11 protein-coding genes are annotated in these 13,013 nt (G+C 71.3%); 4 read left to right on the forward strand and 7 right to left on the reverse strand.

Annotated elements, in window-relative coordinates; all coding sequences use genetic code 11:
• On the reverse strand, positions 1-239 hold a 239-nt coding region (locus ACFYW1_RS20255), incomplete at its 3' end, for a hypothetical protein (RefSeq protein ID WP_388995075.1).
• A gap of 367 nt (positions 240-606) precedes the next feature.
• Between ACFYW1_RS20255 and ACFYW1_RS20260 the strand changes: the two genes are divergently transcribed.
• The gene (locus ACFYW1_RS20260) at positions 607-1,926 is read left to right on the forward strand and encodes an alpha/beta hydrolase family protein (protein ID WP_388994603.1); all 1,320 of its coding nucleotides are present in this window, start codon (positions 607-609) and stop codon (positions 1,924-1,926) included.
• Between the two features lie 59 nt (positions 1,927-1,985).
• Here the strand turns inward: ACFYW1_RS20260 and ACFYW1_RS20265 are convergent, their stop codons facing one another.
• Positions 1,986-2,528, reverse strand: coding sequence for an SRPBCC family protein (locus ACFYW1_RS20265; protein WP_388994606.1), 543 nt, complete (start codon positions 2,526-2,528; stop codon positions 1,986-1,988).
• Positions 2,529-2,723: 195 nt separating this feature from the next.
• Between ACFYW1_RS20265 and ACFYW1_RS20270 the strand changes: the two genes are divergently transcribed.
• Both ACFYW1_RS20270 and ACFYW1_RS20275 read left to right on the forward strand, forming a co-directional pair.
• Complete coding sequence (locus tag ACFYW1_RS20270; RefSeq protein WP_388994609.1) at positions 2,724-5,024, forward strand: ATP-dependent RecD-like DNA helicase; 2,301 nt, start codon at positions 2,724-2,726, stop codon at positions 5,022-5,024.
• 129 nt (positions 5,025-5,153) lie between these two features.
• The gene (locus ACFYW1_RS20275; RefSeq protein WP_388994612.1) at positions 5,154-6,443 is read left to right on the forward strand and encodes a citrate synthase; all 1,290 of its coding nucleotides are present in this window, start codon (positions 5,154-5,156) and stop codon (positions 6,441-6,443) included.
• 531 nt (positions 6,444-6,974) lie between these two features.
• On the opposite strand, the gene ACFYW1_RS20280 is transcribed toward ACFYW1_RS20275, so the two are convergent.
• The 3 genes from ACFYW1_RS20280 to ACFYW1_RS20290 all read right to left on the reverse strand — a co-directional run bounded on the left by ACFYW1_RS20280 (position 6,975) and on the right by ACFYW1_RS20290 (position 10,097).
• On the reverse strand, positions 6,975-9,287 hold the full coding sequence (locus ACFYW1_RS20280; RefSeq protein WP_388994615.1) for a heavy metal translocating P-type ATPase: 2,313 nt from the start codon (positions 9,285-9,287) through the stop codon (positions 6,975-6,977).
• Positions 9,288-9,406: 119 nt separating this feature from the next.
• On the reverse strand, positions 9,407-9,715 hold the full coding sequence (locus ACFYW1_RS20285; RefSeq protein ID WP_356931510.1) for a heavy-metal-associated domain-containing protein: 309 nt from the start codon (positions 9,713-9,715) through the stop codon (positions 9,407-9,409).
• A gap of 187 nt (positions 9,716-9,902) precedes the next feature.
• Positions 9,903-10,097 carry a hypothetical protein gene (locus tag ACFYW1_RS20290; protein ID WP_388994619.1) on the reverse strand — a complete coding sequence of 65 codons (195 nt, stop codon included), beginning with the start codon at positions 10,095-10,097 and terminating at the stop codon, positions 9,903-9,905.
• A 207-nt stretch (positions 10,098-10,304) separates the two neighbouring features.
• On the opposite strand from ACFYW1_RS20290, the gene ACFYW1_RS20295 reads away from it, so the two are divergent.
• On the forward strand, positions 10,305-11,360 hold the full coding sequence (locus ACFYW1_RS20295; protein ID WP_388994622.1) for a zinc-dependent alcohol dehydrogenase family protein: 1,056 nt from the start codon (positions 10,305-10,307) through the stop codon (positions 11,358-11,360).
• A 57-nt stretch (positions 11,361-11,417) separates the two neighbouring features.
• On the opposite strand, the gene ACFYW1_RS20300 is transcribed toward ACFYW1_RS20295, so the two are convergent.
• On the reverse strand, positions 11,418-11,822 hold the full coding sequence (locus ACFYW1_RS20300; RefSeq protein WP_388994625.1) for a peptidoglycan-binding protein: 405 nt from the start codon (positions 11,820-11,822) through the stop codon (positions 11,418-11,420).
• Positions 11,823-11,924: 102 nt separating this feature from the next.
• Positions 11,925-12,902, reverse strand: a complete 978-nt coding sequence (locus ACFYW1_RS20305; protein WP_388994628.1) for a sugar phosphate isomerase/epimerase family protein — start codon at positions 12,900-12,902, stop codon at positions 11,925-11,927.
• Between the last annotated feature and the right edge of the window lie 111 nt (positions 12,903-13,013).

The raw sequence follows: 13,013 nt of genomic DNA on the forward strand, positions 1-13,013 counted from the left end.
GACTCCATCCCGGACTGACCGCCCAGGAGAGCCGCCAGCGAACCGTTCAGCGCCGCCGTGATCTCGTCCGACCGGTTCTTGAACGAGTCGAACGCGACCCGCCCCGAACCGTGGAACTTCCCCTCCAGCGGGGCCGCCGCCTGAAGCAGCTGACGGATCAGCGTCCCCAGATCGTCACTCGATCCGCGAGACTTCGACGACAGAGTCGTCAGAACCTGCGCCCCCATGTCGAACTTCATGTCGGCCCCCCTGCCAAGCTGTGTGAACACATGTGTCGCCATGCCTATCAACTCGGTGTGGCCGGTGCAATCAAAAACGGGATCGGGGCCGGAGGTGTGACGAAGCAGACCGGCCCCACCGGAAGTTGAATCGCTGTCAGTCGTGAGGAGGACGCGGAGCGGATTGTCCGTACCGTCCGCGAGATCACCCGCCACGGACGACAACCGGGCCGCGGGCAGACGACATCCCTACGCCGTGCTCACAGGTTCCTGACAAGTACGGACCAGTGTGGGGCGCGTCCCGCCGCGACGCGTGGAACGTGGAACAGAGCGGTCCGGTCGCGGTCGGGCACGAGCGTCCGAGGCGACCCGAGAGGCAGGACCGCGCATGGCGGTGGGAAAACACAGCGGCAGGGCCTTCGGCGGCCGTACCCGTACGGAGGCTCTCGTCGCGGGCGTCGCCGCGGCCGTGCTCATGGTGCTGGTCCCCGCCCTGGCCGCGGGCGGCGAGCCCGCGCCGGAGCCCGCTCCGGCGAAGGGGCTGTTCCCGGTGGGGCGGGCGGTCTACGACCTGGGCGACCAAGCCTTCACCCCCGGAGCGCCGTACGAGGGGAGGAGCGAGATCGCCGGGGTGGTCCACTACCCCGTCGCGCCGGGCTCCGACGGGCCGGTGCGGGGCAGGCATCCGCTGATCGTCATGCAGCACGGGCAGTGGGCCACCTGCGCGGACCGCGGCGCACAGAACGCGCTGGTGAAGGCGGAGAGGGCACTGGCCCTGGCCGAGAAGGTGGGCGACGAGGCCCGGGCGGCCGCGCAGCAGAAGATCATCGACAGGATGAGCGACCGGCTGTGGGCCTGGCCGTGCGGGGCGGGAATCCCGGCGCTGCCGAGCAGTTCCGGCTACGACTACCTGGCCGAGCGCCTGGCCCGGCAGGGCTTCGTGGTGGTCTCCATGGGGGCCAACGGGATCAACTCGACCAGCGCCGGTCAGGCGGACTCGGTGTACCGGGCGCGGGCCGCCCTCATCAACGAGCACTTGAACCTGTGGCGCCGGCTCGACGCGGGCGAGGGCCCCCTGAAGGGCGGGATCGAGGACCCGGGCACCGGCCGGCCCGTCGGCGCCGCCTTCGCCGGGCGGCTGGACCTGCGGAACGTCGGCACCCTCGGCCACTCCATGGGCGGCGGGGGCGTGATGCAGCAGGTCTCCGACGCGCGGCACGGCGACTGGCCCACCGGGGTGCGGATCAGGGCGGCGCTCGGTCTCGCGCCCACCGCCACGTGGGAGAACGAACCGGTCACCAAGGTCCCGCTGGCCGTGCTGTGGGGCACCTGCGACCAGGTCAACACCGGTGAGTACGTGAAGTGGAACAAGGGCGGGAACAAGGCGCCCCTGCACGGCATCACCCTCACCGGCGGCAACCACAACTACTTCAACACCCAGTGGTCCCCCGGCAGCGGCCAGGTGGCCGGCGCGAACGACGCGATCCCCGGCGAGCGGCGCGGGCGGTGCGTCTCGCAGGACGGCGGGAACCAGCAGCACCCGGGACTCGACGAGGCCACCCAGCGCCGGATCGCCACCGGCTACACCGTCGCCTTCTTCCGCCGGTACCTCCTGGGCGACACCTCGCAGCAGGCGCTCCTGACCGGCCGGAAGGAACTGCCCGGGGTGCCGGACGTGGTGAAGGTGGAGTACGTGAAGCCGCACTGAGACGGGCGGGACCGCACGGGAGCCCGGCTTCCGCCGGTGCTCCCGTGACACCCCGCTCGTCAGTCGCTCCGGCCGCCGTCCTCCTCGGCGAGTTCCTTGATGCCGTGGAGGGTGGCCTCCATCCCCGCGCGCAGCTCCTTCAGCCGGAACTCGATGATCTGGTGCTCCCGGTCAGGCCGGTTCTCGATGGCCACGAGGAGCCCGCTGCGGCCCGGCCCGATCCTGGCGGTCTGCCGCAGCCGGGTGCCGGAGCCCTCGGCCGTGATCTCGTAGTGCCAGGACGCCATGCACCGCGCCGGGTCCAGCGTGGCCTCGCCGTACCGCCCGTCCGCGTCCGTGACGGCCCAGCCGAACGCCCGCTGCTCGTCCGCCTCGATCACATGGGAGACGGTCCGCCACTCACCGATCATCGGATGGCGGTTGAACCCCTCGAAGCGCGCACCCACCACGGGCCGGGCCGCCCCGTCGAGCCACGCCACGCTCTGCAGCTCCGGGCTGAGCCGGGCGGGCAGGCCGATGTCCGACACCAGTTCCCAGACCCGCGGCACGGCCGCCTCGATGTGGACGGTGACCTCCACGCCCAGTCCGTCCGAGTACTTCAAGACTTCCCCCTCCGTCGGAGCCCCTCGTGCGTTTTGGCCGGGTCCGGCACGCACAACGGCACTCAGTGCCCCTTCCCGGCCCGTCCCAACCCTCCCGACGCCTCACGGCGCTTCGCGGTTCTTCGCGGTTCTTCGCGGAACGGAGGGCTCCGGGACCGGGGAAGCGCTGTCGGTGGGACCCGATACCGTCGGGACATGTCCAACATGGCCGTCCTCGAAGGTGTGCTCGAACGCATCACGTACGCCAACGAGGAGAACGGATACACCGTCGCCCGCGTCGACACGGGCCGGGGCGCGGGCGATCTGCTGACCGTGGTCGGTTCGCTGCTGGGCGCCCAGGTCGGCGAGTCGCTGCGGATGGAGGGGCGCTGGAGCTCGCACTCGCAGTACGGCAAGCAGTTCACGGTGGAGAACTACACGACCGTGCTGCCCGCCACCATCCAGGGCATCCGCCGCTACCTCGGCTCCGGCCTGATCAAGGGCATCGGTCCGGTCATGGCGGACCGGATCACCACCCACTTCGGGGTCGACACCCTCGACGTCATCGAGCAGGAGCCGAAGCGGCTGATCGAGGTCCCCGGCCTCGGGCCCAAGCGGACGAAGATGATCGCCGCCGCCTGGGAGGAACAGAAGGCGATCAAGGAGGTGATGGTCTTCCTCCAGGGGGTCGGGGTCTCCACCTCCATCGCCGTCCGCATCTACAAGAAGTACGAGGACGCGTCGATCTCCGTCGTGAAGAACCAGCCCTACCGGCTGGCCGCCGACGTCTGGGGCATCGGCTTCCTCACCGCCGACAAGATCGCCCAGGCCGTCGGCATCCCGCACGACAGCCCGGAGCGGGTCAAGGCCGGTCTCCAGTACGCGCTGTCGCAGTCCACCGACCAGGGGCACTGCTTCCTCCCCGAGGAGCGGCTGATCGCGGACGGGGTGAAGCTGCTCCAGGTCGACACGGGCCTGGTCATCGACTGCCTCGCCGAACTGGCCGAGGATCCGGAGGGCGTCGTACGGGAGAAGGTGCCGTCGCCCGAGGGCGGCGAGCCGGTCACCGCCGTCTACCTGGTGCCTTTCCACCGCGCCGAGATCGCCCTCGCCGCCCAGGTGCAGCGGCTGCTGCGGACCCCCGAGGAGCGGCTGCCGGCCTTCGCGGACGTGGACTGGGACAAGGCGCTGGCCTGGCTCGCGACGCGCACGGGGGCGGATCTGGCGCCCGAGCAGGAGGCGGCGGTCCGGCTCGCGCTCACCCGGAAGGTCGCCGTCCTGACCGGTGGCCCCGGCTGTGGGAAGTCGTTCACCGTCCGGTCGATCGTGGAGCTGGCGCGGGCCAAGAAGGCCAAGGTGGTGCTGGCCGCGCCGACCGGGCGGGCGGCCAAGCGGCTGTCCGAGCTGACCGGCGCCGAGGCGTCCACCGTGCACCGGCTGCTCGAACTGAAACCGGGCGGCGACGCCGCGTACGACCGGGAACGCCCGCTGGACGCCGATCTGGTCGTCGTCGACGAGGCGTCGATGCTGGACCTGCTGCTCGCCAACAAGCTGCTGAAGGCGGTGGCCCCCGGCGCCCATCTGCTGCTCGTCGGCGACGTCGACCAGCTGCCGTCGGTCGGCGCGGGGGAGGTGCTGCGCGATCTGCTCGCCGCCGGCAGCCCCGTACCCGCCGTCCGGCTCACCACGATCTTCCGCCAGGCCCAGCAGTCCGGCGTCGTCACCAACGCACACCGGATCAACTCCGGGATCCCGCCCCTCACCCAGGGCCTCAAGGACTTCTTCCTCTTCGTGGAGGACGAGACGGAGGATGCCGGGGTGCTCGCGGTGGACGTCGCGGCCCGCCGCATTCCGGCCAAGTTCGGGCTGGACGCGCGCCGGGACGTCCAGGTCCTCGCCCCGATGCACCGCGGCCCGGCCGGGGCGGGCACGCTCAACGGGCTCCTCCAGCAGGCCATCACCCCGGGCCGCCCAGACCTCCCCGAGAAGCGGTTCGGCGGCCGGGTCTTCCGGGTCGGCGACAAGGTCACCCAGATCCGCAACAACTACGACAAGGGGGAGAACGGCGTCTTCAACGGCACGGTCGGCGTCGTCACCGCCCTCGACCTGGACGAACAGAAGCTGACCGTGCTCACCGACGAGGACGAGGAGATCGGCTACGACTTCGACGAGCTGGACGAGCTGGCCCACGCGTACGCGATGACGATCCACCGCTCCCAGGGCAGCGAGTACCCGGCGGTCGTCATCCCCGTCACCAAGAGTGCCTGGATGATGCTCCAGCGGAACCTGCTGTACACCGCCGTGACCAGGGCCAAAAAGCTTGTCGTACTGGTCGGCTCCCGGCAGGCGATCGGTCAGGCGGTCCGCACGGTTTCCGCGGGCAGGCGTTGTACGGCGCTGGATTATCGGCTGTCGGGGGCCCCGGGCGGAGGATCGACGGAAAAAATGATCGATCAAATCGGTGGGAAACATCACGCGGCCCTTCCGGAACCGGAACCGAGGGGGCAGGATGAGTAGGCTCGCGGCACTCAGTGCCGCGAGTAGGTCCAATGGACGACCCCGAGTGCACTCTCCTGAGCCAAATGGGGGAGGGTGGAGACAGTCAGGGAACCTCGAAGAAGAGGCACTACGTCGGTGAGGGATGACGTGAGCGACAACTCTGTAGTACTGCGGTACGGCGACGGCGAGTACACCTACCCGGTGATCGACAGCACCGTCGGCGACAAGGGCTTCGACATCGGGAAGCTCCGGTCCAATACCGGCCTGGTGACGCTGGACAGCGGATACGGCAACACCGCAGCCTATAAATCCGCCATCACCTACCTCGACGGTGAGCAGGGCATTCTCCGCTACCGCGGCTACCCCATCGAGCAGCTCGCCGAGCGCTCGACGTTCCTGGAGGTCGCGTACACGCTCATCAACGGTGAGCTTCCCAAGGTCGACGAGCTGTCGGCCTTCAAGAACGAGATCACCCAGCACACGCTGCTGCACGAGGACGTCAAGCGCTTCTTCGACGGCTTCCCGCGCGACGCCCACCCGATGGCCATGCTGTCCTCGGTCGTCAGCGCGCTGTCCACGTTCTACCAGGACAGCCACAACCCGTTCGACGAGGAGCAGCGCCACCTCTCGACGATCCGGCTGCTGGCCAAGCTGCCGACGATCGCCGCGTACGCCTACAAGAAGTCGATCGGCCACCCCTTCGTCTACCCGCGCAACGACCTCGGGTACGTCGAGAACTTCCTGCGCATGACCTTCTCGGTCCCCGCCCAGGAGTACGACCTGGACCCGGTCGTCGTCTCCGCGCTCGACAAGCTGCTCATCCTGCACGCGGACCACGAGCAGAACTGTTCGACCTCCACCGTGCGTCTGGTCGGCTCCTCGCAGGCGAACATGTTCGCCTCGATCTCCGCCGGCATCTCGGCGCTGTGGGGCCCGCTGCACGGTGGCGCCAACCAGTCGGTGCTGGAGATGCTCGAAGGCATCCAGGCCAACGGCGGCGACGTCGACTCCTTCATCCGCAAGGTGAAGAACAAGGAGGACGGCGTCCGCCTGATGGGCTTCGGCCACCGGGTGTACAAGTCCTTCGACCCGCGCGCCAAGATCATCAAGGCCGCGGCCCACGACGTGCTGTCCGCCCTCGGCAAGTCCGACGAGCTGCTGGACATCGCGCTGAAGCTGGAGGAGCACGCGCTCTCCGACGAGTACTTCGTCTCGCGCAACCTCTACCCGAACGTGGACTTCTACACGGGTCTCATCTACCGGGCCATGGGCTTCCCGACCGAGATGTTCACCGTGCTCTTCGCGATCGGCCGGCTGCCCGGCTGGATCGCCCAGTGGCACGAGATGATCAAGGAGCCGGGTTCCCGCATCGGCCGCCCGCGCCAGATCTACACCGGCGAGGTCCTGCGCGACTTCGTCCCGGTCGAGAGCCGCTGAGTCCGGCACACCCCCCGCACGAACCCCGGCCGTCACGGCGGTCGGTCGACTTCGCCCCGCGTACCGCGCTTTCGCACAGAGCGCGGTGTTCGGGGCGATCCGCGTTCCCGGCGGAACACCGCGCCGAACAGAGAGAAGCGCCTCGCCATCGATCCCCCCACGGGCCGACAGCGAGGCGCTTCCCATGTCCCGGAGCGGATTCCCCCCACGGGATCCGGCCGGGCGTGTGCGGGAGCCGAAGCTCCTGGGTGCTCCTCGACCGCAGCGAACTGCGTCGTCTTCACTTGTACTGCGGGTACCGCTGTACTGCGTGTGGTGCCGTACCGCTCGTGCGATCTGCCGGGGTACGTACGCACGGGAGGGCCGCTCAAAGCTCCCCGGTGCACGTGCCCCGGCCAACGCTTGCCCGGAGCGTCCCCCAAGACACTCCGCGGACGTCCCCCAAGACATCCTTGGCATCGCACTCTTAGACTCACGAACCCGCCGGATGGTTACCCCGAAATCCATGTGATCTGGATCTCTTTGTGGAAATTAGGTGAAGGCGCGCAACCGCAGGCTGTTCGTCACGACGAAGACCGATGAGAGCGCCATCGCCGCTCCGGCAATCATAGGATTGAGCAGGCCAAACGCCGCAAGGGGTAGGGCAACGACGTTGTAGCCGAATGCCCAGAAAAGGTTGCCTCTGATCGTGCTCAGGGTGCGTCGGGAGAGCCGGATCGCGTCGGCGGCCACCTTGAGATCTCCACGAACCAGCGTGAGATCGCTCGCCTCGATCGCGGCGTCCGTGCCGGTGCCCATCGCCAGACCGAGGTCCGCGGTGGCGAGCGCGGCGGCGTCGTTGACCCCGTCGCCGACCATGGCGACCGAACGCCCCTCGGCCCGGATCCGCTCGATGACGTGCACCTTCTCCTCGGGGAGCACCTCCGCGTACACCTCGTCGATGCCGACCTCGGCCGCGACCGCCTCGGCCACGGCGCGATTGTCGCCGGTCAGCAGGACGGGGTGGAGGCCCAGGGCGCGGAGTTCCGCGACGGCCCGCGCACTGGATTCCTTGACCCGGTCGGCCACGGTGAGGACACCACGCACCCGTCCGTCCCAGGCGACCACGATTGACGTACGTCCTTCGGTCGCCGCGTCCGCGACGGCATCGGACAACGTGCTGGGGAGGGCGATGCCGGACTCGGCGAGGAGCTGTTCGCGGCCGACGAGGACGGCGTGGCCCTCGACGATGCCCTGGACGCCGAGTCCGGCGATGTTGGCGAAGTCCTCGGGGGTGGGGAGGGTGGTGCCGGTGCGTTCGGCGGCTCCGGCGGCGACGGCCTGGGCGATGGGGTGTTCGGAGGCGTGTTCCAGGGCGCCGGCGAGGCGCAGGACGTCGTTCTCGGTGGTGGTGTCGGTGGTGTGGACGGTGAGGAGGGTCATGCGGCCGGTGGTGACGGTGCCGGTCTTGTCGAGGACGATGGTGTCGACGCGGCGGGTGGTCTCCAGGACCTCGGGGCCCTTGATGAGGATGCCGAGCTGGGCGCCGCGGCCGGTGCCGACCATGAGGGCGGTGGGGGTGGCCAGGCCCAGGGCGCAGGGGCAGGCGATGATCAGTACGGCCACGGCCGCGGTGAACGCGGCGGTCACGTCGTCCGTGGCGAGCAGCCATCCGGCCAGCGTGGCCAGCGCGATCAGCAGCACCACGGGGACGAAGACGGCGGAGATCCGGTCGGCCAGGCGCTGGGCGGCGGCCTTGCCGTTCTGGGCGTCCTCGACGAGCTTGGCCATCCGGGCCAGCTGGGTGTCGGCGCCGACCCGGGTGGCCTCCACGACGAGCCGGCCGGAGGTGTTCACGGTGGCCCCGGTGACGGAGTCCCCGACGCCCACGTCCACGGGCACGGACTCACCGGTGAGCATGGCGGTGTCCACGGCCGAGGCGCCCTCGACGACGGTGCCGTCGGTGGCGATCTTCTCGCCGGGGCGGACGACGAACCGGTCGCCGACGGAGAGCCGGCCGACGGGGACGCGCACCTCCGCGCCGTTCCGCAGCACGGCGACGTCCTTGGCGCCCAGGTGCATCAGCGCGCGCAGGGCGGAACCCGCCTTCCGTTTGGACCTCGCCTCCAGGTAGCGGCCCAGCAGGATGAAGGTGATGACGCCGGCGGCCACCTCCAGGTAGATGGTGGAGGCGCCCCCGGTGCGCGAGACGGTGAGGTCGAAGCCGTGCCGCATCCCGGGCATGCCCGCGTCCCCGAGGAACAGCGCCCACAGCGACCAGCCGAAGGCGGCGAGGGTGCCGATCGAGACCAGGGTGTCCATGGTGGCCGCGCCGTGCCGGAGATTGACCCAGGCGGCCCGGTGGAAGGGCAGCCCGCCCCAGACCACCACGGGGGCGGCGAGGGTGAGCGAGAGCCACTGCCAGTGGTCGAACTGGAGGGCCGGGACCATCGCGAGCACGACGACGGGGGCGGCGAGGACGGCCGAGACGATCAGCCGCTGCCGCAGCGCACCGACTTCTTCCGGAGCGCCGGTGCCGCTGCCGGCATCGGCACCGGTGCCGATGCCGGTGTCGGCGTCGGCGTCCGGGGGCGGGGCGGGGGGAGCGGCTTCGGGGCGGTCCACCGGCTCTGCCGTGTAACCGGTCCTCTCCACCGTGGCGATCAGATCCGCGAGGCCGGTCCCCGGACCGTAGGAGACCCGGGCCTTCTCGGTGGCGTAGTTGACGGTGGCGGTGACGCCGTCCATCCGGTTGAGCTTCTTCTCGACGCGCGCCGCGCAGGAGGCGCAGGTCATCCCGCCGATCGAGAGTTCGGCCCGCGAACTCTCCGCAGTCGGGGTCTCGGCCGCTGTTGCGCTGTGCATGTCCGAACTCCTGAAATGCCGACCGGGCCGTTCCCCACCAGTATCTGCTGGTGGGTCCGGCCCGGCGGCAAAGGGGGTGATCCGGTCGTATGCGACAGGTCGGTGGTGCCCGATGGTGCTCAGGCCCGGCCGACGAGCTCGTAACCGGCCTCGTCGACGGCGGCGCGCACGGCGTCGTCGGACAGCGGGGCCCCGGAGACGACGGTCACCAGGCCGGTGGAGGCCACGGCCTTCACCGAGGTGACGCCCTCGATGCCGGAGACCTCCTCGGAGATGGCGCCCTCGCAGTGGCCGCAGGTCATGCCGGACACCTGGTAGACGGTGGTCACCGCGCCCGCCTGCGCACCGGTGTCCGCGCTGTCGTGGCAGGAACCGGTGGACGAGCAGCAGGAGCCGGTGGCCTGGGGGAGCTGGGTCTCGGCGGTCATGGTGTTCTCCTCTTGGACGGACGCGGAAGGTTGCGGTGCCGGGCGCCTGCGGGAACTCCCCGGCGGCCCGACACGCATCACTATATACCCCTAGGGGGTATGAATGCGAGCCCTGGCCGGTGATTCGGTCCGGCGGCCCGGGCGCTTCGTGCCGGCGACCGCAGCCGGGCCGGTGCGACGAGCGTGATCACGAGGAGGCCGCCGACCGGGAAGAGGGTGAACAGGTGCTGCTGCTCGGCGGTGGGGCCGGCATGCAGCCCTGGGCGAAGAGCGTCCGGCTCGGGCCCGCCCCGGTCACCCCGCCGACCAGCCGGATCGCGATGCCGTGCATCGAGTCCCGGAGCGAGTGCAGCACAGCGACGCCGAGATATGTGCCGATCACGGGCGCGGCGAAGCGGAAACGCCCGTTCGGCTGCGGGAGGGAGAGCAGTCCGCCCCACAGGCACCGTCTCCGGAGCCCGGGGCGTAGATTCGGCGGTCCGGACGGCGGGCCGCGGAGCGGGAGGGGCGGGGCGGGGCCCCGGGACGCGTCGCGGCCGACCGGGCCGGGGTGTGGACGGACGAGGCTGGACGAAAGGCTGGGCGACCGGTGCGAGCAGTGGTGTTCGAGGAGTTCGGGCAGGAAGCACGGGTCCGGGAGGTACCGGACCCGACCCCCTCCGAGCAGGGCGTCGTGGTCCGGGTCGAGGCCACCGGGCTGTGCCGCAGCGACTGGCACGGCTGGATGGGGCACGACCCGGACGTCACCCTGCCGCACGTGCCCGGTCATGAGCTCGCCGGTGTGGTCGAGGCGGTGGGCGGCGGCGTCGTCAACCGGCGGCCCGGCGACCGGGTCACCGTCCCCTTCGTCTGCGCCTGCGGCCGCTGCCCCGCCTGCGCGGCCGGGGCCCAGCAGGTCTGCGAACGGCAGACCCAGCCCGGCTTCACCCACTGGGGCTCGTTCGCCGAGTACGTGGCCCTGGAGCAGGCGGACGTCAATCTGGTCCCCGTGCCCGACGGGCTGTCCTTCGCCACGGCGGCCGGTCTCGGATGCCGGTTCGCCACGGCGTTCCGGGCGGTCGTGGCGCAGGGCCGGGTGGCGGCGGGGGAGTGGGTCGCGGTGCACGGCTGCGGCGGGGTCGGCCTGTCCGCCGTCATGATCGCGGTGGCCTGCGGGGCCCGGGTCGTCGCCGTCGACGTGTCGGCGCGGGCCCTGGAGCTGGCGCGGAGGTTCGGCGCGGCGGAGTGCGTGGACGCGTCCGGGTACCCGGGCGGGGCGGACGAGGCGGTCCGGGAACTGACGGGCGGCGGCGCCCACCTCTCGCTCGACGCGCTGGGCTCCCCGGTCACCTGCGCCGCATCGGTGCGCAGCCTGCGCCGGCAGGGCCGCCACGTGCAGGTCGGCCTGCTGCCCGAGGCGGCCGGTGACCCCGTCGTGCCCATGGCCCGGGTGATCGGCCTGGAACTGGAGATCCTCGGCAGCCACGGCATGGCCGCGCACGCCTACCGGCCGATGATGGACATGGTCCTGGCCGGCACCCTGCGCCCCGATCTGCTGGTCACCTCCACCATCGGCCTGGAGGCGGCCCCGGCGGCACTGGCCGCGATGGGGACGGCGCCGGGGGCGGGGGTGACGATCATCGAACCGTGGCCGTCACGTCCCTGACCGGCGACGCCCCGGTCCCTCCACGGCCGCCGCCGCGACGCGGCGGCGGGGCGGGGGCTACGGGAGGGGGAGGGGCGTCACGCGGTTCGGGCCCGCGTGCCAGAGCGCCGACCAGGTGGCCGGGGTGACCCGGCCGGTCGGGACGAGCGGCGGGTGGTCCGCCTGGAAGCGCTGCACGGCGATGAGCGTGTCCGGCCCGAATGCGCCGTCGACCGCGGACCACGGCAGGTAGTGGCGGTTGGCCAGCATGCACTGGACCTGCGAGACGCGCTCGCCCCGCTCACCGGGGCCGGTCGGCCCGTCGCCGTCGTAGAAGGCGCAGACCGGGCTGGAGCCGGGCGGCGGCGCGGGGTTGCCGGTGTCGGCCGAGGCGCCCGGCGCCGAGAGGAGGGCGGCGGACAGAAAGGCTGTGGTCAGGGCGGTCGCGGCCGCCCGGCGGGGCGACGGCATCTTTCGGATCATGGCGGGTTGCTCCCTGTGCGGTGGTGTGGCGTACGGCGTCGGCGCCCGGCCGGGGCCGGGCACCGGCTTCCACCGAGGACAACACCGCGCACCGCCGCCACGTCACTGCCTGGGATCGTTCGGCGTGTCCGGAGAGCCGCCGTCGGCCGGGGCCGCGCCGCCGCCCCCCGGCCCGCCGCAGGAGCGGAGGAACTCCCGGGTGCGGCGGGCGATGGGGAACGGCCGGTCGGGCGGGCACGGGTACATGTCCTGCTCGACGATGGCGAAGAGGTCGACGTCCAGCTTCCGGGCCGCGGCGAGCACCGGTTCCAGCGCGGGCACCCCGCCCGGCGGTTCGCACATCACGCCCCGGGCCACGGCCGGTCCGAACGGCACCTCCTCCGCCACGACCCGGGCCAGCACCTGCGGATCCACCTGCTTGAGGTGCAGGTAGCCGATCCGTTCGCCGTAGGTCTCGATCAGCCGGACGCTGTCGCCGCCGCAGTAGGCGTAGTGCCCGGTGTCGAGGCAGAGCGAGACGAGGTCGGGATCGGTGGCGTCCAGGAAGCGGCCGACGTTCTCCTCGGTGTCGATGTGGGTGTCGGCGTGCGGATGGACGACGATCCGCAGCCCGAACCGGTCCCGCACCTCGCGGCCCAGCCGCTCCGTCTGGGTGGTGAGGTCGCGCCACTGCTCCGCCGTGAGCTCGCGGTCCTCCAGGACCTCGCCCGTCCGGTCGTCGCGCCAGAACGAGGGGATGACCACCAGATGTCCGGCCCCCATCGCCCGGGTGAGTGCCGCGATGTCGGCGACATGCGCCCAGGTCCGGTCCCAGACGCCCGGTCCGTGGTGCAATCCGGTGAAAACCGTTCCGGCCGAAACCGTGAGCCCCCGGCTGCGGGTCTCCTCGGCGAGGCGGGCCGGGTCGGTCGGGAGGTAGCCGTACGGGCCGAGCTCGATCCACTCGTAACCCGCCGCGGAGACCTCGTCGAGGAAGCGCCGCCAGGGCACCTGCCGGGGGTCGTCGGGGAACCACACCCCCCACGAGTCGGGTGCCGAACCGATGCGGATGCGGGACGGGGCGGGCGCCGAGGACGTCATGGCGCCCAGCCTTCCGGCCGGGACGGTGGGTGTCAATCATTCGTCCGTATGTCCGGACAAAGTATTGACACGATTGCGGGGCAGGGTTAGACCTGGGGTCAGCCGCCCCCG

It is taken from the genome of Streptomyces sp. NPDC002669 (genome assembly GCF_042889165.1).
GTDB lineage: Bacteria > Actinomycetota > Actinomycetes > Streptomycetales > Streptomycetaceae > Streptomyces.

Coding starts and splice junctions, on each gene's coding strand:
- ACFYW1_RS20285 (WP_356931510.1), bottom strand. CDS start 9,715: ATGACCGCCGAGACCCAGCTCCCCCAGGCCACCGGCTCCTGCTGCTCG.
- ACFYW1_RS20270 (WP_388994609.1), top strand. CDS start 2,724: ATGTCCAACATGGCCGTCCTCGAAGGTGTGCTCGAACGCATCACGTAC.
- ACFYW1_RS20280 (WP_388994615.1), bottom strand. CDS start 9,287: ATGCACAGCGCAACAGCGGCCGAGACCCCGACTGCGGAGAGTTCGCGG.
- ACFYW1_RS20300 (WP_388994625.1), bottom strand. CDS start 11,822: ATGATCCGAAAGATGCCGTCGCCCCGCCGGGCGGCCGCGACCGCCCTG.
- ACFYW1_RS20305 (WP_388994628.1), bottom strand. CDS start 12,902: ATGACGTCCTCGGCGCCCGCCCCGTCCCGCATCCGCATCGGTTCGGCA.
- ACFYW1_RS20260 (WP_388994603.1), top strand. CDS start 607: ATGGCGGTGGGAAAACACAGCGGCAGGGCCTTCGGCGGCCGTACCCGT.